This window comes from Sphingobacterium sp. InxBP1 (assembly GCF_026191775.1).
Taxonomy (GTDB): Bacteria; Bacteroidota; Bacteroidia; order Sphingobacteriales; family Sphingobacteriaceae; genus Sphingobacterium; species Sphingobacterium thalpophilum.
This window is the reverse complement of the sequence record NZ_JAINDX010000043.1, coordinates 174,877-195,196: the sequence shown is the minus strand read 5'-3', so window position 1 is coordinate 195,196 and position 20,320 is coordinate 174,877. Positions and strand designations below refer to the sequence as shown.

Here is a 20,320-nt window from a genome sequence, read left to right as displayed (position 1 = left end):
ATTACTTTAGATAATTTGTAAACTATGGCCTGATAGGAGCAGGGCGAGGATAATAAGTCCGACGACAATTCTATACCAGCCAAAAGCCTTGAATCCATACTTTGTCAAATAACCGATAAACGACTTGATCGCCACGATAGCGACAACAAAGCCAACCAGGTTGCCGATGATCAGCAGATTGAGTTCGTCGCCGGTAAAGGTATTGCCCTCTTTAAAGAATTTCAGTAGTTTAACCACCGAAGCACCAAACATCATCGGCAAAGCCAAAAAGAACGAAAATTCGGCAGCGGCTTTGCGTGTTAGCTTCTCGGCCATACCACCAATAATAGTACTTGCCGAACGCGAGGTGCCCGGAATTAAAGCGAGACATTGGTAGACTCCGATCATAAAGGCCTGTTTATAGGAAACATGGTCCGAATCATCCACAGTAGGCTTGTTGAACCATTTGTCGACAAACAATAGGACAACACCTCCGATTACGAGCATGACGGCCACCATTAAGGGACTCTCCAGCAAAGAATCAATGTAGTCGTTGAACAATAGGCCTAATACCGAAGCCGGAATGGCTGCAATGATCAGTTTATAGTAAAAAGAAAGCGATCTAAAGAAACGTTTATAATAAAGTACCAGAACGGATAATATCGTTCCCAGCTGGATGACAATAGTAAATAATTTGACGAAGGCCGAGGGCTGTATACCCATCAATGCCGTTGCAATAATCATGTGACCTGTGGAGGAGACAGGCAAAAACTCGGTTAATCCTTCGATAATAGCGAGGATAATAGCTTCAATAATAGACATCAGTGCGAAATAAGTTATTCTTCTGTTTTAGTGCTTTTGGGGCGGTAGAGGATGGCTACAAATCCCAGTGCGAATCCCAGGACCACAACAATGGGGGCCAGGGTAATCTTCGTGAAACTATAAATATCTGTTTCTCCCGACATGAGCGCAAAACCGATGATCACCACCACCAGGCTAGCAATAAATAGTTGGTAGTTTACTTTTGTGAATACAAATGAACCTTTATTTCTGGATTCAGTAGATTTCTTTATCTGAGCCATTTTATCTGTATAAATCGTTAGACTGTGCTTTTAAATATTTTGTTACCGCAAAATAGGTGCTGAGCCCCGAGATCAAAATACCGAGCAGGATAACACCCAGGAAAATAACGGCAAACTCAAACCAGTTACGTAAAAAGATCAGCTCGGGGATCTGTTGCTGTGCGAATTTGAGGGTTAAGATCAGCAACAGGATGGCGATCAGTGAACCCAGCAGGCCATGAATGACACCATACGTAATAAAAGGCGTGCGAATAAAATTTTTGGTCGCCCCGATCAGCTGCATACTCTTGATCAAAAAGCGTTGCGAATAGATTGCCAGTCGGATGGTATTATTTATTAAAGCCACTGCAATAATTAATAAAATAACTGCAAAGGCCAGTACAATGATACCAATGATACGCACATTTTTATTCACCATGTCGATCAGTGATTCCTGATAGACCACTTCTTTGATCTTGTTATTTTTGGAGATCTTTTCAATAAAGGTCTTAATGCTGTCAGTGTTGGCGTAGTTTTCTTTCATGTACACATCCAATGAAGGAAGCAATGGATTGTGACCGAGATACTGGACGAAATCTTCACCAAGATCTGCTTTCAGGTTTTTTGCAGCTATCTCTTTACTGATATATTCAGAACGGAGCACATAAGGATCTTTGTCCAGATCTTTTTGTAAGGTGAGCACATCGCCTTCGCTCGTACCATCGTTGACGATGACATTCAGTACGATGTTTTCCTTAACATACTTTGAAAGATTTTTGGCGTGCACCAAAAGCAATCCCAACATACCCGTGACCAACAGGACCAACGCAATACTGATCACTGTGGAGACATATACAGATTTTGTTTTTCTTTTTTGTGTGCTTAATTCGTATTCTGACATAATAAGCAAAAATTTATTTGCGAAAGTAACTATTTGAGCCGAAGATTTCGAATTAATCTTGTAATTACTTTGATAAAATTCAATTCGAATGTCCTTTTTCTACCCACGTTTAATAACTTTTCAATACTATCATTTATTGTTCAAACTACAAAACTTTTATCATATTTCAGTATTAAAATCGTAATTTCGCAAGTCATAAAAATTCCTTACGAATAAAAATGGACTATAATCACAAATCAATAGAGAAAAAGTGGCAAAAGTTCTGGGCGGATCATCAGACCTATAAGACATCAGATTCGCATCAGAAGCCAAAATACTATGTATTGGATATGTTCCCTTATCCGTCCGGTGCGGGGCTACACGTTGGCCACCCACTGGGATATATTGCTTCGGACATCTTTTCAAGATATAAGCGCTTAAAAGGCTTCAATGTACTGCATCCAATGGGTTATGATTCTTTTGGACTTCCAGCGGAACAATATGCGATACAAACGGGCCAGCATCCGGCGGTAACAACCGAAGTAAATATCAAGCGGTATCGCGAGCAGATGGATAACATTGGCTTCTCTTATGATTGGAGCAGGGAAGTACGCACTTCCGATGCTGCATATTATAAATGGACACAGTGGGTTTTTATGAAGTTATTCGATTCCTGGTACAATAAGGAATCGGACAAGGCCGAACCTATTGAGAGCTTGACCGCAAGGTTCTCCGTTACTGGATCGGCCGGTGTTCAGGCTGTTTCGGATGAGGATGTCCTGGAATTCACCGCAGCCGAATGGAACGCCTTTGATGAAGAAAAACAGCAACGCGAACTGCTAAAATACCGGATTGCTTATCTGCGTGAAAGTACAGTCAACTGGTGTGCCGCTTTAGGCACTGTCTTGGCCAACGATGAGGTGATCAATGGGGTGTCTGAGCGGGGTGGCTATCCTGTAGAGCAGAAGAAGATGATGCAATGGTCGATGCGGATTACCGCCTATGCGGATCGGCTGTTGGCGGGGCTGGACAGCATTGACTGGCCCGAACCCTTGGTGGAGATGCAGCGCAACTGGATCGGAAAATCTGTAGGGGCATCGGTGAAGTTCCCCGTTCCACAACTAGATACGACCATTGAAGTATTCACGACACGCGTCGATACCATTTTTGGGGTTTCTTTCCTGGTATTGGCGCCAGAGCACGAACTAGTCAGTGCGCTGACCACGACAGAGCAACAAGCCGAAGTAGAAGCATATATCGAGAAGACTTCCAAAAAATCCGAATTGGACCGCATGGCAGATACCAAGACCGTGTCAGGTGCCTTTACAGGCTCCTATGCCAAGCATCCGATATCCGGTCAGGATGTGCAGATCTGGATTGCAGACTATGTGTTGGCAGGCTATGGGACAGGAGCGGTCATGGCTGTGCCGAGCGGTGACCAGCGGGATTACGTTTTTGCGAAGCATTTTAACCTCGAGATCATTCCGATATCTGATAGCCAGCAGATCGAGGAGCAGGCCGATCCCAATAAGGACGGCCGATATATCAATTCGGGCTTTATCAACGGCATGACGTACCAGGAAGCTGTTCCGGCGCTGATTGCCAAACTGGAAGAACTGAAATTAGGAAAGGCTAAGATCAATTACCGGATGCGTGATGCTATTTTCGGTCGTCAGCGCTATTGGGGCGAGCCGGTGCCTGTATATTTTAAAAATGGCTTGCCATATTTAATCAAGGAAGAGGAATTGCCTTTGTTGCTGCCGGAAGTGGATAAATATTTGCCTACGGAATCGGGTGAGCCACCATTGGGGCGTGCAAAGGACTGGAAATATGAAGATCAATACGAATATGAACTGAGCACCATGCCGGGCTGGGCGGGCTCCTCGTGGTATTGGTTTAGGTACATGGACCCTAAAAATGAAGAACACTTTGCTTCCAGGGAAGCTGTGGACTACTGGAAAGCCGTAGATCTGTATATCGGTGGTTCTGAACACGCAACCGGCCATTTATTGTATTCACGTTTCTGGAACAAGTTTCTAAAAGATCTAGGCTACCATAATGAGGAGGAACCGTTCCGCAAGCTGATCAATCAGGGAATGATTCAGGGACGTTCCAATTTTGTCTATCGTGTGCTCGATGCGGAAGGCAGAGGTACCAATAAATTTGTATCCTACGGGCTACGGGATGAGTACAATACCATTCCGTTGCATGTGGACGTGAACATTGTGGTCAACGATATCCTGGATCTGGAAAAATTCAGAAATTTCAGACCTGATTTTGCGAACGCCGAATTTGTTCTGGAAAACGGCAAATACATCTGTGGCAGCGAAGTGGAGAAAATGTCCAAGTCGAAGTTCAATGTTGTGAATCCCGACGATATCATTGAGTCTTATGGAGCCGATACCTTACGGCTTTACGAGATGTTCCTCGGACCTTTGGAGCAGGCAAAACCTTGGAATACCAACGGTATTGAGGGGGTGTACAAGTTCTTGCGCAAGGTATGGCGTTTGTTTCATGATCCCGAAGGTCATTTTACGGTCTCTGATGAAGAGCCTTCAAAAGCAGAATTTAAGGCTTTGCATAAGATCATAAAAAAAGTGGAAGAGGATATCGAACGTTTTTCGTTCAATACCTCGGTATCTGCCTTTATGATCTGTGTCAATGAGCTGACCGATTTAAAATGTAACAAAAGACAGATTTTGGAGCAGCTGATTGTCGTGTTGCAGCCCTATGCGCCGCACATTACGGAGGAGCTGTGGTCCTTGTTGGGGAATGAACCGGGGACTTTGTCGTACGCTGCATATCCAGCCTTCAAACCAGAATATCTGGTCGAGTCCGAGTTTGCCTATCCTGTATCATTCAATGGCAAGATGAGATTCAACCTGCCATTGGCGCTGGATCTGGATCAGAACGCAGTCGAGGATATTGTCAGGGCCCATGTAGATGTGCAGAAGCATTTGGACGGCAAGGCGATCAGAAAGATTATTTTTGTCAAGGGAAAAATAATCAATATTGTCGTTTAAATCCGCTGATATATCAATTAAAAGCCGTTTTATATCAATAAAACGGCTTTTTTATGCTAACACATCCTGAAAAGCAGGCGTCTTGTCGAATATGGATTTGGCGTATGGACATATGGGAATAATTTTGGCGTCATTTTTCCTGGCATAGTCCACGGCTTCGAGAACGAGTTTCTTACCGACGCTCATGCCTTTATATTCATCATATACTTCGGTATGGTCGATGGAAAATTCATTTTCACTCTGCCAGGTATATTCTAGGATTCCAGCTTCTTCCTGTTCAATTTCCGCAATGAAGTTGCCCTTGTCCTCTCTTTCGATATTTTTTACTTCCATAAACTGTTTTTTCAAAAATAACGCCCAAACTGGATTTTTGTTTTACAAAAAAACGCTCTTTTTTCCAAAGTATCCCTCCTCTGGTAAATTGGTTTCGTTCCGCTATTGCCATAATGCAGCTTCGGCAGCCACCCCGTGTCTAGCCGCGGTATGTTTTATTTCCGCAATATTTTTCGTATCTTTGACATTATCTCCTTAGAACACCTCGCATTTTTATCTTTTCTATAAAGCTCTAAAGGTTCGTAAACTCCTTGGGAACATCTATTTAATCCATTTTGAATGAGCAAAAGCCAAATCACATTTAACAAAAAAGAACGCGAAAAAAAGAAGATGCTGAAGAAGCAGCATAAAATCGAAAAAAAAGAATTCAATAAAACCAATAACGACAAAGGAAAGAGTCTTGAGGAAATGTTTGCTTACGTCGACGAGTACGGGAACATATCCGACAGACCTCCGGTGAAGCTGTCGGAGACTGAGCGGGCGAATTTGTCAGTCGCGCAGGATACCTATTCCCTTGGAAAGGTAGTACACTATAACGAGGCGTCGGGCTACGGTTTTATCCGGGACAATGAGACCCAGCAGTCAGTCTATTTTAACGATCGTCTGGTTGGATGGAAGCTGCAGCTGAACCAGAAAGTCAGGTTTAAGTTTAAAACGGCCAAGCAGGGTGCCCAGGTCACCGAAGTTGTGCCCCATGACTCCGGTGAAGAAGCATAATGCGGTAACCGAATAAAGCCCTCATTCGCGCAGCGTACAGGCATGCGCGGATTGGGGGGATTTTCGGAGAGTTGCCGTTTATCTGCTGAATGTTAAGCCATGTTCCTGCAATATCTGTCTAAGTAAAGGAAGCGAAGCTTTGCCGAAGCCGTGCAGCTTAAGCAGCTCTGCCTCGGAGGTCTGGGCAAGCTTTTCGATATCATCGACGCCATGGTTAAGCAGCGCATTTCGTGCAGGGCTGCTCAATGCTTCGAGAAAGCCACCGTCTGTTTTTTTTTCTTTTTCGCATATGGGACAAGTGGGACAGTCTGTACTTTTATAGAAATGATGTCCTTTGGGACATGTTCTTTTTGTTTTGATTCTGCTCATGTCTTTTGGTTTATCTTACTAAGATCCGAATATTTTCTTATATTCCAGACTGCGCTTTACCCTGCCGATAGGTGGGAGGAGGCTAATCCCTGCTCAGCGGCCGTGTAAGGTGATGCCGCATATATCGGGGCTGGTGACATAGGTAGTAAAACAGTCCGCCCGCAAAATACGCTATCACATCATATATATCAGCCGTATTGTAATCAGTATAGCGGGGCATTATACCTTCGAAAAGTAGTGATGCCAGCGCAGAAATAAGCCAGATCTGGCGCAAAGGGTAACCATAGGCCCGGCCTCGGTTAAAGATGAAGCTGCCTGCGACAGCGGAAAAGTGGACGATAATTGGCACAAACACAAAATCGGTCAGCCAGCTGTTCAATAGCGGAATGGGGACGCCGCTCAGTCGGGTAAAACGGATGAAAAACCAGCAGGCCCAGTAAAACAAAAATAAGCCGTCAAAAAGTGCCTTTCCTAGTGCGCAAAAGAAACGGCAATCAACATAGCTATAGCGCCGCATAACATTAAGGTTAGAAACATAAAAAAAGCCGTCTGTTTGCCGAATTTCTTCCATGGACTATCATTGGAACGAACTGGGATCAGTGTCTCTTTTAAGTCCATGTACTGCTTTTTTAGCCAATTTTCATTCTTCATACCCATTAAATTAGTTTTATTGTGTAAAATTAGAACAATTGTTCTAATTTTGTGTCATGAATACGAAAGAAAAAATTATTAACGTCGCACTGCGTTTGTATAACAAGCATGGTATACGTACCGTTACCACACGACATATTGCGCAGGAAATGGCGATTAGTGCGGGCAATCTGCATTATCATTTTAAGCACACCGAGGACATCATCCTGAGGATTTTTGAGCAGCTTCAGTTGGAGTACGATCAGATGGTGATTCGCTTTGGGCAAAACGACGCTCCGTTTGAAGAGTTGCTGGATGTATTTATTGAAGGATCTTACCGGCTGATCGACAAGTATACGTTTATCTTTGTCAATTTTGTTGAAATCTGCGCATGGATACCTGCTATTGCTGAGTCTTATAAGCGGCTGGTTGCCCGCAGGGAGCAGCAGTTTATGGTACTTTTTGAACACTACACCGATGCAGGAGTTTTTCGGAGCAATATTCCAGCGTCTGTATGGAGAGGTTTTGTTCGTCAGATTTTCATCGTGTCGGATTTTTGGTGCTCCAGTTTCACGGTACTTGGTGGTCGGTATGAAATGGATGCGTTGTCGGATTATAGGCAAACCATCAAAGTGGCTTTCTATCCCTATCTAGCCTAGTGCCGCTGGTTATATGTTGCAACCGGCAATACGCTGTTTGTTGCTTCATGAGATAGATCACTGATGTTTCAACATGGGAAACAGGTATTTCCCGTCGGGCGTTAAACCGGATAGGATGCTTTTTTCATTGTGTCCTGACCATCCAGTCCGTTTTCCCGATGCACATGTTCAGTACCGTCCATTTTTCATTTCCGATCAAGACTTCGGTCTGTACACCTTCGTTGATCCGGAATCCTACGCTTTCATAACACCTGATGGCATTTGCGTTCCAGGCATACACATTGAGATCGGCGCTATCATAGCTGCTGTCCACAAACAGGAGCTTGAGCAGCGCATTAACAGTTTTCTTTCCGTATCCTTTGTTGCGTTCCGTATTGCTGGCAATCAGTATACGCGACAGGCGGGGGACGGTGCGTTCGAAATTCAGTTCGCAGTGACCAATAGCTTCGCCGTTGTCTGTTCTCACGATCTTATACGGTTGGCGGTTTGGGTCCTCCACATACTTTATGAGCTGTTCATCCGTCACGGGGAAGGTAAAATAAGGGCCTGCAAATTGCATCAACTGTTCCGGAGACTCGATCCATGACTTGAACCGGTCAAAGTCGGCAGTGTCAAAGGGTAACAATCTAATCATAGTTTACTCGTGTTGTTTGTGTGAAAGCCAGTCAAGTTAGATAATTATTGTAGATTTTCCTAACATGTACGGCACCTTTTATCACATTTATCCTTGACTTCGATGGCTGAGGGAGCTTAACGGTCTTGCATGAAAATGGACAGCTGTGTATTTTCCCTGCGGAGTTGCAACAGCAGAAAATCGAATGCACCTTTCTGATTCAATGTCACATGTCCGATCTTACCCGACTGTGTATAGAAGTGAACACGAAAGCTATTGGGAGCGCGATAGTGGTAAACGACCTTGGTCTCTATACGGCAGAGTGCAGGGATGTGGATGCTCTTACTTGTGATAAATTTAAAAATCAGCAGTTCGTTCCCGCGGAAAAGATAAGGCGTAGTCAATTTTTATACAGCAAAGATAATAGATACCAAGCTATATTGAATATATTATTAAATAGTTTAACATATAGTACTTATGGTGTTGTAAATGAGTTTATTATTTATGTGTTTTTGTCGCGTCTGATAGCGGATGGGAGCCGATATTGGATGTAGGATCGGAGTGCCTGCCCATAACGCATCTAAGATGTTTTGCTGAGATGGGAGGGCGCGTGCAGGCACCTATTATTCGCTCTTCGCTGTCGAAAGTATAGCTGTACGCAGGCGCTATAACCCGGTGACGTACCGGGCAAGCAAGCTGCTGTTGTAACCGCTCCTGTACTATACATTGTATGGCTAAAATTTTATCCATATACTTTTTAGCGGATAATGACCATTTTTATGCCTTTTTTGTAGTGTATTTTATGTTTAAATAGGTTGTGTAATATATTCTGATTCAAAAAAATAAAAATTATTTTCACCTGTTTTTCGCGCTACTGCTAATCAACTCGCTCGTTTCCTCAGTCTGACCCAGGTATTCGTGTCCTGTCAGCGTTTTTTAACCTGCAAGAAAGACTGTCTTATCCACTTGCTGACTGATACACCCCAATCAAAAAGCAGATGCTATACGGTTTAATGCTTGTTAACAGCTTACCTTCCAGTTAGGTGGACTGCCCCGGGGTAAACTAAAGCGATCTTGGCGCTGCCGTGAGAGCTTCTGGCAGACTATGCGTAGCTCATTCGGTTATAAGCGTAGGCATGGACGTTTCTTCAAAATCGTGTAATCGGGTGTATTATATATATAAACATGGTTTTATCAATGTGTTATTGTTTTTTATATTATGTATTAGTTTATGTTTTACTAAGGAATCTTGTGGTTGCGACAGGCCGGCTCCCGACGCCGACGAGGGATGCGGTGGCTGTTTGAAGTTTGAAAAAAATAGGTATATGGGGTAGCAAATTTAGGTGCACATAGGGAGACCATTGTGGCCTTTGGCCCGTTAGTTTGCGCCCTTGTCGGGGTCAATGTGGTTTTTTGTCAGCAGCATTTTACCTTTGATCAGCTCATCGTTAAACTGACCGACTGTCGTTGTCTGAAGCATCTCTGACAAGCTGTTGCGGATGCTTTTAAACTCATGGTGTAGCGGGCAAGGGTACTGTTCCGAACAAAATTCAAGGCCCATGCCGCAGCCGACGAAAAGATTGTCTCCATCAATTGCTTTGACGACCTCCGATAAGGGGGTGGCCATATCTGCCGCATCCAAGTAAAAGCCGCCGCCAGGTCCTTTCATCGAACGGATGATGCCGGCACGGCTTAGGTTCTGTAATATTTTACCTAGAAAGGCTTCCGGAGAGTGGATATTTTCTGCAATTTCTTTTATGCCCACACGTTTGTTTTCCTGGGAACTTTGTGCAATAAAAAAAACTGCCCTAAGACCGTATTCACATGTTTTGGAAAAAATACCCATAATCTGTACTTGCTTTTTGCAAAGGTACAAAATCAAGTATAGCCATCCGCCTGTGGAAGCGAAAAATACGGATGGCTAAATTGAAGTCTGTCAGTTGAGCTGTAAAGAAGCAGGCCCGAACTCTTCGAAATGAATGTTTGCCGGATCTATGCCCTGAGCCGTGAGGTACTGAAAGTGTTTTTCAATAAATCCGGCTGGTCCACATAGGTAATAATTTGCCTGTTGCGGGAGATGTGCCCTGTCTATTTTGGCCAGATCTACCCAGCCGGCAAAACTGTGGCTATCGGCCTGTGGCTCATCGTAGAACGAGAAGCAGGTCATGGCAGCATGCTGCATTTGCAGCTTCTGAATGCGATTTTTGAAAGCGTGGAGTTCGTTGTTCCGACATCCATGAATCCATGTGATCGGCTGTCCAGCTTTTGTGTCTGCCAGATGTTCCAGCATCGCCATCAGCGGCGTCTGCCCGACACCGCCACTGATAAAGACATGGGGCAGTGCATTTTCGATCAAGTGGAACGAACCAGTGGGCGCTGTCAGCTCCAGTTGTTTTCCAACCTCAAAATACTCATGCAGGTAATTGCTGACCATCCCCTGGGGTTTACCGGCAGGTGCCTCTTTTTTTACAGAAATGCGAAAATATCGGCCATTGCTGGCATCGGAAAGCGAATATTGCCGTGGCTGGTAAAGATGGAGCTCAGGCAGATACACACGTACGCTTACATATTGGCCGGGTTTGTAGGCAGGCAGTCGTCCGCCGTCTGTCGGTTCGAGATAGATGGACTGAATCTCGGCCGTTTCCGCTACGACCTTTACAATATGAAAAGGTTTCCATCCTGTCCAGCCACCTTCGGTCTGAACCATTGTGTCATAAAGTTGTTTTTCCACACCGATCATGATATCAGCCAGCTGAAAATAGGCGACTTTCCAGGCCTCAATCAATTCTGTTGAGGCTGCTTCGCCGAGAACCTCCTGAATGGAAGCCAGCAGATGTTTACCGACAATCTGATAATGTTCAGGCCGAATATGTAGACTGGCGTGTTTTTGACCGATATGTTTAACTGCAGATAGCAGGGCAGCTGGATTATCGATATGTTCGGCATAAGCCAGCACGGCCGTGGCAAGCGCTGTCTGCTGTCTGCTATTTTGCTGGTTGCCCAGGTTGAAGAGATGCTTGAGTTCAGGATTGTGGGTGAACATACGTTTGTAAAAATGGCTGGTCAAAGCCACACCATGTGCTCTTAGGACGGGAATCGTGCCTTTAATTAAGTCTTTTTGTGCTTCAGTGATCATAATAAAATATTTAAATACCTTTTTATCTTTTATTTGCTAAAAAAAAGGATTTAGAGCTGTTTCTCCTGACGGAGGTTGTTTGTATGGATAGGGTACATTTGCAAATGACTATCTGATGCAAAGGTATGAAATAATAATAAAAGACAAAAATATCTTTTATTATTATTGTCAGGAATTTCCGTCAACGATTGCGTAAAGAAACGTAGGATTTTTAGGCCGTACCTCATATCTTGGTAAATGAATTCCTTGCGGGGTGGAGCTTTCGGCGTAAAACTTCATCCTGCAGCAGCAAAGACAGTGGGACCTGTCAGGGCCTGTTTAGATTTATTGTTATCGTGTGTGCACCCGAAAGATTTTTCGGGTGCACTTTTTTTGTTCCATTTATTCCCAGGTTTTTAGATTCTTGGGGTAAAAGGTCCATTCCGGGGTGCGAATTATGTCCTGATCGATATCGTACCAAGGACTTAATGTGGGATCGTTCCAGTTGTTCAATATCTGAATTTCCTGTGCGGGCATATAGCTTTGTGCCAGTAGCACGATTGTTTTGCCCGCTTTATTTTTTGCTAGGTCGACTACCATAACTGCGTGACCGATCGGGGAGCCTTTCTGTATGAATGTATCCCCGATTTTGACTGCTTCTGTGGATTTTACGGTGGGCAATTGATCGTGGAGGGAGGCTGTGTTGGCGTATGCAAATACATATTCCATGTATTTCCAGTACTTGGTGTAGGAATAGTCGCCTTTTACATAGCTGGCGTATGCTCTGGGCTTTCCGTCAGAGAGGAAGTTGAATTTGATATCCCGATATCGCTTTTGCCGATACAGGTAATCTGCCCGTAGACGCATGACAGCGTCGGCGCACTGATGCAGGTCCCGTGTTCCGATATCCAGTTTCACCACGCTGTTGTATATATCATTTCGTGCTTTGATTTTTCCATTGAAATAGTGAACCTCCCTTTCAGCGGGATAAAGAGGTAGGTTCTCCAGAAAAGTACCAAATTCTCTTTCTGTATAAGCCGGACGTTCAAAACCACCCGGTAGCAAGAAGCGGGATTTGATAGTCATACCTGTCGCATCGATAAATGGCATGCGATCGCTGCCTTTCGTCGCGATGGCCTGTTTTTCCGGCTGGGCTTGGGAAACCGCAGTATTCGGCTGGCTGCAGCTGAGCAAAACCTGAAACCATAATACGGTCTTTAATAGTGTTGATACTCTCATATACTGTCTTGTTTTACTAAATATAATCAAAATCCCAAAACATTCTTTTGTAAATCATGGTCCGTACTTTGCCGGATTTTTTTTTCTGGGTAAATTAGCGGAACGGAACGTGCAATGGAGCCGTTCGTCGAAAACCAGCAGCGATGAAGATAGTATCTGCCCTGCAGATGGACAAGATAGACTCGGAAACGATAAAGGAGCAGCAGATCAGTAGTGTTGAACTGATGGAACGTGCTGCAACGGCTGTTTTTGAACAGCTTCGGAACAGCTATCCCCGATTGGATCAGCAAGCGTTTTATATTTTTTGTGGCAAGGGCAATAATGGGGGAGATGGCTTGGTGTTGGCCAGATTATTGGAGCAGCAGCAGGCTGAGGTGCACGTCTACCTGCTCGATGCGGAGACCTATTCATCAGACAATCGGGTAAACCGGGAGCGGCTGCCGGATTACCTTATTCGAACCGTGAAACCTGAAGACCGGCTCGATATCCCCAAGAACGGAATCGTATTGGACTGTCTGTTTGGTTATGGGCTCCGTCGTCCGCTGGCCGTAACATGGGCAAATTTGATCGGATCCATTAACCATTCGGGCGCCTACGTCTACTCCATTGATATGCCCTCTGGTTTGTTGGCGGATAGCCATACGGGGCCGGAAGTTCCCGTCGTACAGGCGGATTGGGTATATACATTTCAGTCACCTAAATTGGCGCTATTGATGCCGGAAAACCAACCTTACGTAAAAGGCTTCTCTGTGCTCAATATCGGACTGAGCGAACGTGCTATTGGTCAGTCCGTCACTCCTTACTTTTATGTTGACGGACCTCTTTTACACTCGTTTTATCGCAAGCGGCAGCGCTTCGGTCATAAAGGTACCTTCGGTCACATTCTGATAATTGGTGGAAGCAAGGGAAAGATGGGAGCAGTGCAGCTGGCGCTGAAGGCTGCCTTACGTGCCGGTTGCGGTTTGGCCACAGCCTATATCCCTGCCTGTGGATATTCGATCGTCCAGACCGCGATACCAGAAGTCATGGTGCTAAACGACAACGAAGAGCAGCTGATTGCACAATTTCCTCAGCTAGCTCCATACCAGGCTGTAGGGATCGGTATCGGTATGGGAACCGGTCAGCAAACAGTCGATGCTTTCAGAGTATTCCTTTCTCGGCGAATCAATACTCCTTTGGTATTAGATGCCGATGCATTGAATATTCTTGCGAAGGACTCTGCTTTATGGTCGTTTGTTCCCAAACACAGTATACTGACGCCACATCCCAAAGAGCTCAGCCGGATTCTGGGGCCTTGGCAGACGGATTTTGAAAAACTTGAAAGAGTAAAAGCTTTTGCCGCCCAATATCAGTTATATATCCTGGTCAAGGGAGCGAATAGTGCCATGGTCACGCCGGGGGGTGAGGTCTATTTCAACAGCACGGGTAATGTTGGGATGGCTTCGGGTGGCAGCGGCGATGTTCTTACAGGCATACTAACCGCTTTATTAGGCCAAGGGTACTCGCCTTTGGAGGCCCTGCTGATGGGCGTGTATGTTCATGGAAGGGCTGCGGATATTGCTGTTCGGTCGATCGGTACGTACTCCTTGTTGCCATCTGACACCATTGACGCTCTTGCGTCTGCATTTTTAGAACTGGAACAGCGCTGATGAACGAATGGTAGGTTGAACAGGCTCAAAAAGGGATTCGTTTTAACCAGCGAAACCAAGGAATAGATGTCCGGTACGGGACTTAAAACGTCACATTGTACCCTAGTGACAGCCGCACAAAGGGGTAATCTTTGTCAATATTAGGGTAGTCTTTGAAGTTTCCTTCCAGACGGAAGTAGCCTGAGCTCGCATTGAGCGAAAAGTTTTTGAGGAGCCTCAAGCTGGCGGAGCCCGAGGCCGTGTGCAGGAAATAATGGGAATCGTTGCCGCTAAGCGTCACAAAGTAGCCTCCATGATAACTCAGCCCAAGCTTCAGTCTTTTCCATACACTGATATCCACAGAGCCGCGTAGGTCTGCACCCGGCCCATAGTTGTAGTTTCGGCTCTCTCCAAACAGCAGGTACGGGTCCGGAACGGCAGCGAGCACAACAGGGCCGCCGCCAATCGTTGTCGTGAATTTGTTATTTTTACCAAATGTGAAATTGGATATAATATTGTAGTTTACACTCTGAGCGCCATAGAAGAAGGCTTCGTTGTGTATAAAATCGTAGTTGGCAGAGACGGTACCCTGATGCCGGCCCGGGAGATTCTTTAATATTCGTTTTCCATAAAGTGATGCATAGACGTTGAGTGCATTCACAAAAGAGCTATCGTCGGATCCGACTTCCAGGTTAACGTAAAAATCATCGAAGGGCTTTTTATGGTCCACCTCTCCGTTGGTATACGCGATTTTTAGACGTGCGTACAGATCATTTTTCCCCTTTTCTATAATATTTCCCTCTCTGGCGTCAAAGCGTTTTACACCAAGATCAAATTCGGCTTGTACACGGGAGCTGTCGACCACCTGTCCTCTGACAACACGTCCCCAACGTCCGTCGAGCAAACGGTTAAGGCCGTTCACCGGATTGATCAAAAAGGCCAGGAATTCCTTGCTCTGCCGTTCGGCAAGGGAATGCGTGGGGCGGGAAAGCACATTCTGAGACAGCCGATGGGTCATTTCGCCCAATATGATACCCCCAAAGGATGTGTTGACCAGATCGTTGATGGAAGGGGCCTGTGTTTCACCTGCGGTCTCCCAAAGGAAACTTCCGGCCACAGTGGCCGCCGAGGATTCCCAAAACTTAAAGTTATTGGATCGGAACGCATTAAAATAGAGCTGCCCGTGATAGGGATGGGCGATCTGATTGGTGGCAAAGGCATTGTCGTCCCAGGCCCAGGCTCTGGGATTGAGATGCTTAAACCAGTTGCCGAAACTGATATGGGAATAGGGGTCCTTACGTACAAAATAATTGAATGATGCCGGTAAGGCCTGAAAGGAGAACCATTCTGTGGCGGCACGCACCCACAACCGTTTGGGATTGTGGAATACAGTGTCGGTCTTGATGCCGAGCTGGTAACGTTGGGAATCACTTTGAGCCTTTGCACATCCAGGCATACAGCAGATCAGATAACAAAATAATGGAATGATAAAATATAAACGCCCAATCATATACAGTCCTAATTCAAAAGCTATCTGACAAAACTAATTGTTTTGAGATTATAGACCCGTTGTTTCCCGGTCGATCTATCGGATTATGACGTTAATTTGATATGCGGTGTTGAATTTAAAAGGCAGTTTCTTGCTCGTAATCGATGCGGTCCATATCGCTGATTTCGCGGATCACACGGCAGGGATTGCCGGCAGCGACCACATTGGGCGGAATATCCCTGGTGACGACTGAGCCCGAACCGATGACCGAATTTTCCCCGATATGTACACCGGGATTGACAACCGTCTGGCCACCGATCCAGACATTGTCCTCAATAGTGATCGGTGCCGTGAATTCCCAGCCCAGGTTTCGGGCTTCAAAATGGATCGGATGACCAGCGGTAAACAGACTGACATTCGGTCCAAAGAGTACATTGTCCCCAATGGTCACTGCAGCGCCGTCCAATATGGTACAATTGTAGTTGCTGTAGAAGTTCTCCCCGATGGAGATGTTATAGCCATAATCACAATGAAACGGGGGCTCAACGAAAAAGCGCGCGCCCGTAGCCTTAAATAACTTCTGGATAATCTGTTTTCTAAATTTGATGTGTTTGGGGTCCGAATCGTTAAACCGCTTAAGCTCCTGCTTTACATATTGTCTTTCCCTGAACAATTTGCCGTCCGAATCGATATAGGGAATGCCGGCAATCATTTTTTCCTTCGGTGATTTCATCCGTTCCTTTGTGTTAGAATGCTGACAAATCTATTAAATCCTGCCCAATTAAATGCAGTCCGGGAAAACAATTTCGCGCCGAAAAGCATTTAAATAAAGGAGTAGATACACTTACAATCACATTATTTTCAAACGTATATTCCATGAAGATCGCTTACATTAGTACTTACCTGCCCAAAGAATGCGGTATTGCCACCTTTACCTCGGATTTGTTGCATGCCGTTGCTTTACACAATCAGGACCTGACGCAGCACGTGGTCGCCGTTTCGGACCGGGATTACAATTATCCGGGCGAAGTGGTTTTTAAAATCGATCAGCATCAGCAGCTTTCTTATATTGAAGCGGCTAAGTTCATCAATGAAAACGGTTATGACTGCGTTATCCTGGAACATGAATATGGTATCTTTGGCGGCAATAGTGGAATGTATATTCTGTCGCTCATCAATGCACTTCACATCCCACTGCTCGTTAATTTTCATACCATACTGGAAAAGCCCACTGTGGATGAGAAAGCCATCTTAATCGAAATTGTCAAACGTGCTTCGCTGGTGATTGTCATGAGCAATTATGCGATCACCCTGCTTAAAAACATTTATCGGGTCAACACCGGAAAGGTGAGACTTATCCACCATGGCGTGCCCACATTTCCCCTGGATCAGTCAGCAGCGAAGGCCAAGACACACCTCACAGGAAAGAAGGTGTTGATGACCTTTGGCTTTTTGGGCCGCAATAAAGGGATAGAGACTGTTCTGGAAGCGCTGGCGGAGGTGGTCAAGCAGGAACCCGATCTGCTTTACCTGGTCATTGGCAAGACCCATCCCAACGTACTGGCCCACTCTGGCGAGGAGTACAGGCAGTATTTGCAGCAGCTGGTGGACATTTATCAGCTCGAGCCCTATGTAAAATTTGTCAACTCGTTTGTGAGCCAGTCGGATTTGGTGGACTACCTCTGCGCTTGTGATGTTTATATCACCCCCTATATCAATGAGGCGCAGATCACTAGTGGCACCTTATCTTATGCCATAGGTGCCGGAGCGGCAGTGGTGTCTACACCTTACTGGCACGCCAGAGAATTGCTGGCCGAAGGCCGCGGGGTACTGGTGGAATTCAAAAATGCAGCCAATATGGCTGCTGTCCTGACCGAACTGCTGGGGAATCAGGAATATCGGATGACATTACGTGATAATGCCCGTGCGTTGGGGCGCGAGATGACCTGGAAAAATATCGGCCTTCGATATGCGCGTTTATTGGAGAAGGTGATCCCATCGCCAGACGGCCTGAAGGAAAATACGGCGTTTACCAAAGACGAGCTGCCTAAATTCAGCTGGAAACATATAGACCGTCTAACCAATCAGGTGGGCATCGTGCAGCATGCGACGTATTCACTTCCCAACTATAAGGAGGGTTATTGTCTGGACGACAATGCCAGAGCACTTCTGCTGACCTTGTTGGCGCAACGGGATTTCTCCGACAAGCGTCTGGATCGACGTATCTCGACTTACCTGAGCTATATATATTATCATCAGCGCGAGGACGGGTTGTTTCACAATTTTATGAGCTTCCAAAACCAGTTTCTGGATGAAGTGGGATCCGAAGACTCCTTCGGCAGGACAATATGGGCCTTGGGTGTACTTTTAAGGGAAACGAAATCAACGAGCTACTATCAGCTGGGACGTGAGCTGTTTTTTAGGTCTGTGCCGCACTTTAGGCAACTGCGATCCAATCGTGCAATTGCCTATACCGTGCTGGGAATTGCCGAATATTTACATCATCAGTCCAACGATGAGGCGATGGTCGAACTGATGCGTGAGTTGATCGGTAGGTTGCAGCACGAATATGACGCCAGTTCGGACGACAGCTGGCAATGGTTTGAACCTGTGTTGGCCTATGACAATGCGATTTTGCCCTATGCGCTACTGACATCCTATCCTTTTCTGAATGACGAGCGCGTGAAACAGCTCGGCTTGACTACCTTAACCTTTCTGGAAAGTATTACCATGCAGAACGGTGCCCTTTCTCTGGTGGGTAACCAGGAATGGGCCAAGCAGGGCAAACACATCAGTAAATTTGGACAGCAGCCCATTGATGTCACTGCTATGGTCTTTATGTACCGGGAGGCCTTTCGCCTGACAGGCAAAAAGGTCTATTTTGCCCGTATGATAGCGGCGTTCCGATGGTTCCTCGGCGAAAATGACCTCAAGCTGGGCTTATACGACGAGGAGACCAAAGGCTGTTGTGATGGACTCGAGTCTTATGGTATCAATAGAAACCAGGGAGCTGAAAGCACACTGTGTTTTTATTTGGCCTACCTTGTGGTCCATCGGGCTTTTACTGATAGCGTTCCGGATTCAAGATAGCCAGCAGCAGTTCCTCAAGCTTGATGGTTGCATAAGTGGATGCATAGTCTGACATCGCGTACGGAAGGATCAGATGGTCGTTGTGAATCAGGGCGCCACAGGAATAAATGACATTGGGAACGTAGCCCTCACGCTCCTCATCGTTGGGGGTCATCAGTGGGCTATGTAGCCGCCCTATTTCTATATGGGGATTGTCAAGATCCAGCAGCGCGGCTCCCAGTACATATTCACGCATCGGTCCGACAGCATGGGTGAGGATCAGCCAGCCATACTGGGTTTCGATTGGCGAACCGCAGTTGCCGATCTGCACATATTCGTAAGCATATTCAGGCTGCTGGATCCGGATGGCTGTTTCCTGCCAGATATTGATGTTGTGGGAATATGCGATATAGTTGTTTTCGCCATCGATACGACACAGCATCGCATATCTACCGTTGATCTTCCGTGGGAACAGCGCCGCTCCTTTGTTGGCAATTTCACCGTAAATCGGCTTTACTTTAAAATGGTAGAAATCTTTTGTGGTCAGCAATTTCGGCAGGATGCTGAATCCATCGTAAGCGGTATAGGTGGCATAATAAATACTTTCCCCTTTTTCATCTTTGAACTGTACAAAACGGGCATCTTCGATGCCCCTTTTTTCTGTATCGGCAATGGGGAAGATGACCCGCTCGGAAATAGAAGTATCCAATGAAAAGGTCATCTCATAATGCGACGAAGCCAGCCACAGGGCCTGTTGCAGAAAGGTGATATTTTCCAGGTTGTCCTCACTGTCGGTCCGGACCTCATCAATGTATCGCTTGAGCTCCTCATAAGTAAAGGTTGGCGTCAGTTTGGCTTCCAATTTGGTCTTCACTTCGGTGGGCGCAGCGTGCAGCTCATTCATTTTCTTTAAAAACGATTCCTTATGGTAGCGATGGTTTTTTACCTGCATGGGTTTATCCAGCAGATTGCCAATGTAATCGATTTGAATGTTGTTCTCCGCATCGATGGTACCCGAACGAAAGACAATGGAGGAGACATGCCCCTCGCCGGTCGCCCTAAAGCTGAGGATCACCCGCTTTTCTCCTTTAAAAAGTTCGGTTTGGTCGGGATGCTCAACGATAGAAGGGTTGAATAAGGCAGCTGACTCTATCGAATATTCCATGGTGAAATATGAACCGATTAGAAGTTTGTCGAGGTGGCTGAGTTTATCTTTAGGGTAGGGAATCCGCTCGAGGAGATGACTGACGCGCTCAAAGTTGCGCTCAAAAATATTGACAATACTACGGTGGCGTTTGGTGTAGCTACGCAGGACCTGGCCAAAGATTTCTTTGCGCTCCAACTCTGTTTGTGCCAAAATACGCTTGATGATTTTAACGGTGCGGTCATCTCCCAGAAAGAAAAACCTGGCTAGCACACGTTTTTTGTCCGGTTTGAAATAAATGTTTTTTCGCTCTACTTTAACTGGTTTGTGCATGTTTATATTGTTTCAAGTTTACACCCTTATTAGAACGAT

At 45.7% G+C, this 20,320-nt stretch carries 19 protein-coding genes; 5 read left to right on the top strand and 14 right to left on the bottom strand.

The genetic code is table 11. The annotated features are described in order from the left end of the window. Window positions 1–6: 6 nt before the first annotated feature. The 3 genes from K7A41_RS10370 to K7A41_RS10360 are packed head-to-tail and all read right to left on the bottom strand — an operon-like array spanning window position 7 to window position 1,941. Window positions 7–801 (bottom strand): undecaprenyl-diphosphate phosphatase, encoded by a 795-nt coding sequence (locus K7A41_RS10370; protein WP_028068455.1) that lies wholly within the window; start codon window positions 799–801, stop codon window positions 7–9. A 14-nt stretch (window positions 802–815) separates the two neighbouring features. After that, the gene (locus K7A41_RS10365; protein WP_028068454.1) at window positions 816–1,061 is read right to left on the bottom strand and encodes a DUF3098 domain-containing protein; all 246 of its coding nucleotides are present in this window, start codon (window positions 1,059–1,061) and stop codon (window positions 816–818) included. 1 nt (window position 1,062) lies between these two features. Next, window positions 1,063–1,941, bottom strand: a complete 879-nt coding sequence (locus tag K7A41_RS10360; protein ID WP_028068453.1) for a cell division protein FtsX — start codon at window positions 1,939–1,941, stop codon at window positions 1,063–1,065. A gap of 218 nt (window positions 1,942–2,159) precedes the next feature. Between K7A41_RS10360 and leuS the strand changes: the two genes are divergently transcribed. Then, window positions 2,160–4,943 (top strand): leucine--tRNA ligase, encoded by a 2,784-nt coding sequence (leuS, locus tag K7A41_RS10355; protein ID WP_265713673.1) that lies wholly within the window; start codon window positions 2,160–2,162, stop codon window positions 4,941–4,943. Window positions 4,944–4,994: 51 nt separating this feature from the next. Here leuS and K7A41_RS10350 read toward each other — a convergent pair whose 3' ends face one another. After that, complete coding sequence (locus K7A41_RS10350; RefSeq protein ID WP_028068451.1) at window positions 4,995–5,276, bottom strand: GNAT family N-acetyltransferase; 282 nt, start codon at window positions 5,274–5,276, stop codon at window positions 4,995–4,997. 279 nt (window positions 5,277–5,555) lie between these two features. Between K7A41_RS10350 and K7A41_RS10345 the strand changes: the two genes are divergently transcribed. After that, window positions 5,556–5,993, top strand: a complete 438-nt coding sequence (locus K7A41_RS10345; RefSeq protein WP_265713672.1) for a cold-shock protein — start codon at window positions 5,556–5,558, stop codon at window positions 5,991–5,993. Window positions 5,994–6,071: 78 nt separating this feature from the next. On the opposite strand, the gene K7A41_RS10340 is transcribed toward K7A41_RS10345, so the two are convergent. Beyond that, window positions 6,072–6,362, bottom strand: coding sequence for a DNA-directed RNA polymerase subunit alpha C-terminal domain-containing protein (locus K7A41_RS10340; protein ID WP_028068449.1), 291 nt, complete (start codon window positions 6,360–6,362; stop codon window positions 6,072–6,074). 82 nt (window positions 6,363–6,444) lie between these two features. Beyond that, entirely contained in the window at window positions 6,445–6,879 is a 435-nt protein-coding gene (locus K7A41_RS10335) for a hypothetical protein (protein ID WP_265713670.1), read from the bottom strand. Between the two features lie 190 nt (window positions 6,880–7,069). Here K7A41_RS10335 and K7A41_RS10330 point away from each other — a divergent pair, with 190 nt between their 5' ends. Then, on the top strand, window positions 7,070–7,651 hold the full coding sequence (locus K7A41_RS10330) for a TetR/AcrR family transcriptional regulator (RefSeq protein ID WP_265713669.1): 582 nt from the start codon (window positions 7,070–7,072) through the stop codon (window positions 7,649–7,651). A gap of 124 nt (window positions 7,652–7,775) precedes the next feature. Here the strand turns inward: K7A41_RS10330 and K7A41_RS10325 are convergent, their stop codons facing one another. The 5 genes from K7A41_RS10325 to K7A41_RS10305 form a co-directional block, all read right to left on the bottom strand. Beyond that, complete coding sequence (locus K7A41_RS10325) at window positions 7,776–8,285, bottom strand: GNAT family N-acetyltransferase (RefSeq protein ID WP_265713668.1); 510 nt, start codon at window positions 8,283–8,285, stop codon at window positions 7,776–7,778. Window positions 8,286–8,401: 116 nt separating this feature from the next. Continuing rightward, window positions 8,402–8,668 (bottom strand): hypothetical protein, encoded by a 267-nt coding sequence (locus K7A41_RS10320; RefSeq protein ID WP_265713667.1) that lies wholly within the window; start codon window positions 8,666–8,668, stop codon window positions 8,402–8,404. 974 nt (window positions 8,669–9,642) lie between these two features. After that, window positions 9,643–10,110 carry an RrF2 family transcriptional regulator gene (locus tag K7A41_RS10315; protein WP_265713666.1) on the bottom strand — a complete coding sequence of 156 codons (468 nt, stop codon included), beginning with the start codon at window positions 10,108–10,110 and terminating at the stop codon, window positions 9,643–9,645. Window positions 10,111–10,200: 90 nt separating this feature from the next. After that, window positions 10,201–11,400 carry an NO-inducible flavohemoprotein gene (hmpA, locus tag K7A41_RS10310; protein ID WP_265713665.1) on the bottom strand — a complete coding sequence of 400 codons (1,200 nt, stop codon included), beginning with the start codon at window positions 11,398–11,400 and terminating at the stop codon, window positions 10,201–10,203. 381 nt (window positions 11,401–11,781) lie between these two features. Further along, window positions 11,782–12,618 carry a DUF4846 domain-containing protein gene (locus tag K7A41_RS10305; RefSeq protein WP_265713663.1) on the bottom strand — a complete coding sequence of 279 codons (837 nt, stop codon included), beginning with the start codon at window positions 12,616–12,618 and terminating at the stop codon, window positions 11,782–11,784. Window positions 12,619–12,761: 143 nt separating this feature from the next. On the opposite strand from K7A41_RS10305, the gene K7A41_RS10300 reads away from it, so the two are divergent. After that, a complete protein-coding gene (locus tag K7A41_RS10300) occupies window positions 12,762–14,267 on the top strand; it encodes an NAD(P)H-hydrate dehydratase (protein ID WP_265713662.1) in 1,506 nt (501 codons plus the stop codon). A gap of 82 nt (window positions 14,268–14,349) precedes the next feature. Here K7A41_RS10300 and K7A41_RS10295 read toward each other — a convergent pair whose 3' ends face one another. Together K7A41_RS10295 and K7A41_RS10290 are read right to left on the bottom strand one after the other, a co-directional pair. After that, window positions 14,350–15,756, bottom strand: coding sequence for a DUF3943 domain-containing protein (locus K7A41_RS10295; protein WP_265713661.1), 1,407 nt, complete (start codon window positions 15,754–15,756; stop codon window positions 14,350–14,352). Window positions 15,757–15,871: 115 nt separating this feature from the next. Further along, window positions 15,872–16,468, bottom strand: a complete 597-nt coding sequence (locus K7A41_RS10290; protein WP_265713660.1) for a sugar O-acetyltransferase — start codon at window positions 16,466–16,468, stop codon at window positions 15,872–15,874. Between the two features lie 143 nt (window positions 16,469–16,611). On the opposite strand from K7A41_RS10290, the gene K7A41_RS10285 reads away from it, so the two are divergent. After that, window positions 16,612–18,825: a glycosyltransferase family 4 protein gene (locus tag K7A41_RS10285; protein ID WP_028068439.1), complete on the top strand. Its 2,214-nt coding sequence runs from the start codon at window positions 16,612–16,614 to the stop codon at window positions 18,823–18,825. Here K7A41_RS10285 and K7A41_RS10280 read toward each other — a convergent pair. Beyond that, window positions 18,797–20,281 (bottom strand): glycoside hydrolase family 130 protein, encoded by a 1,485-nt coding sequence (locus K7A41_RS10280; protein ID WP_265713659.1) that lies wholly within the window; start codon window positions 20,279–20,281, stop codon window positions 18,797–18,799. The genes K7A41_RS10285 and K7A41_RS10280 overlap by 29 nt on opposite strands. Window positions 20,282–20,320 lie beyond the last annotated feature (39 nt).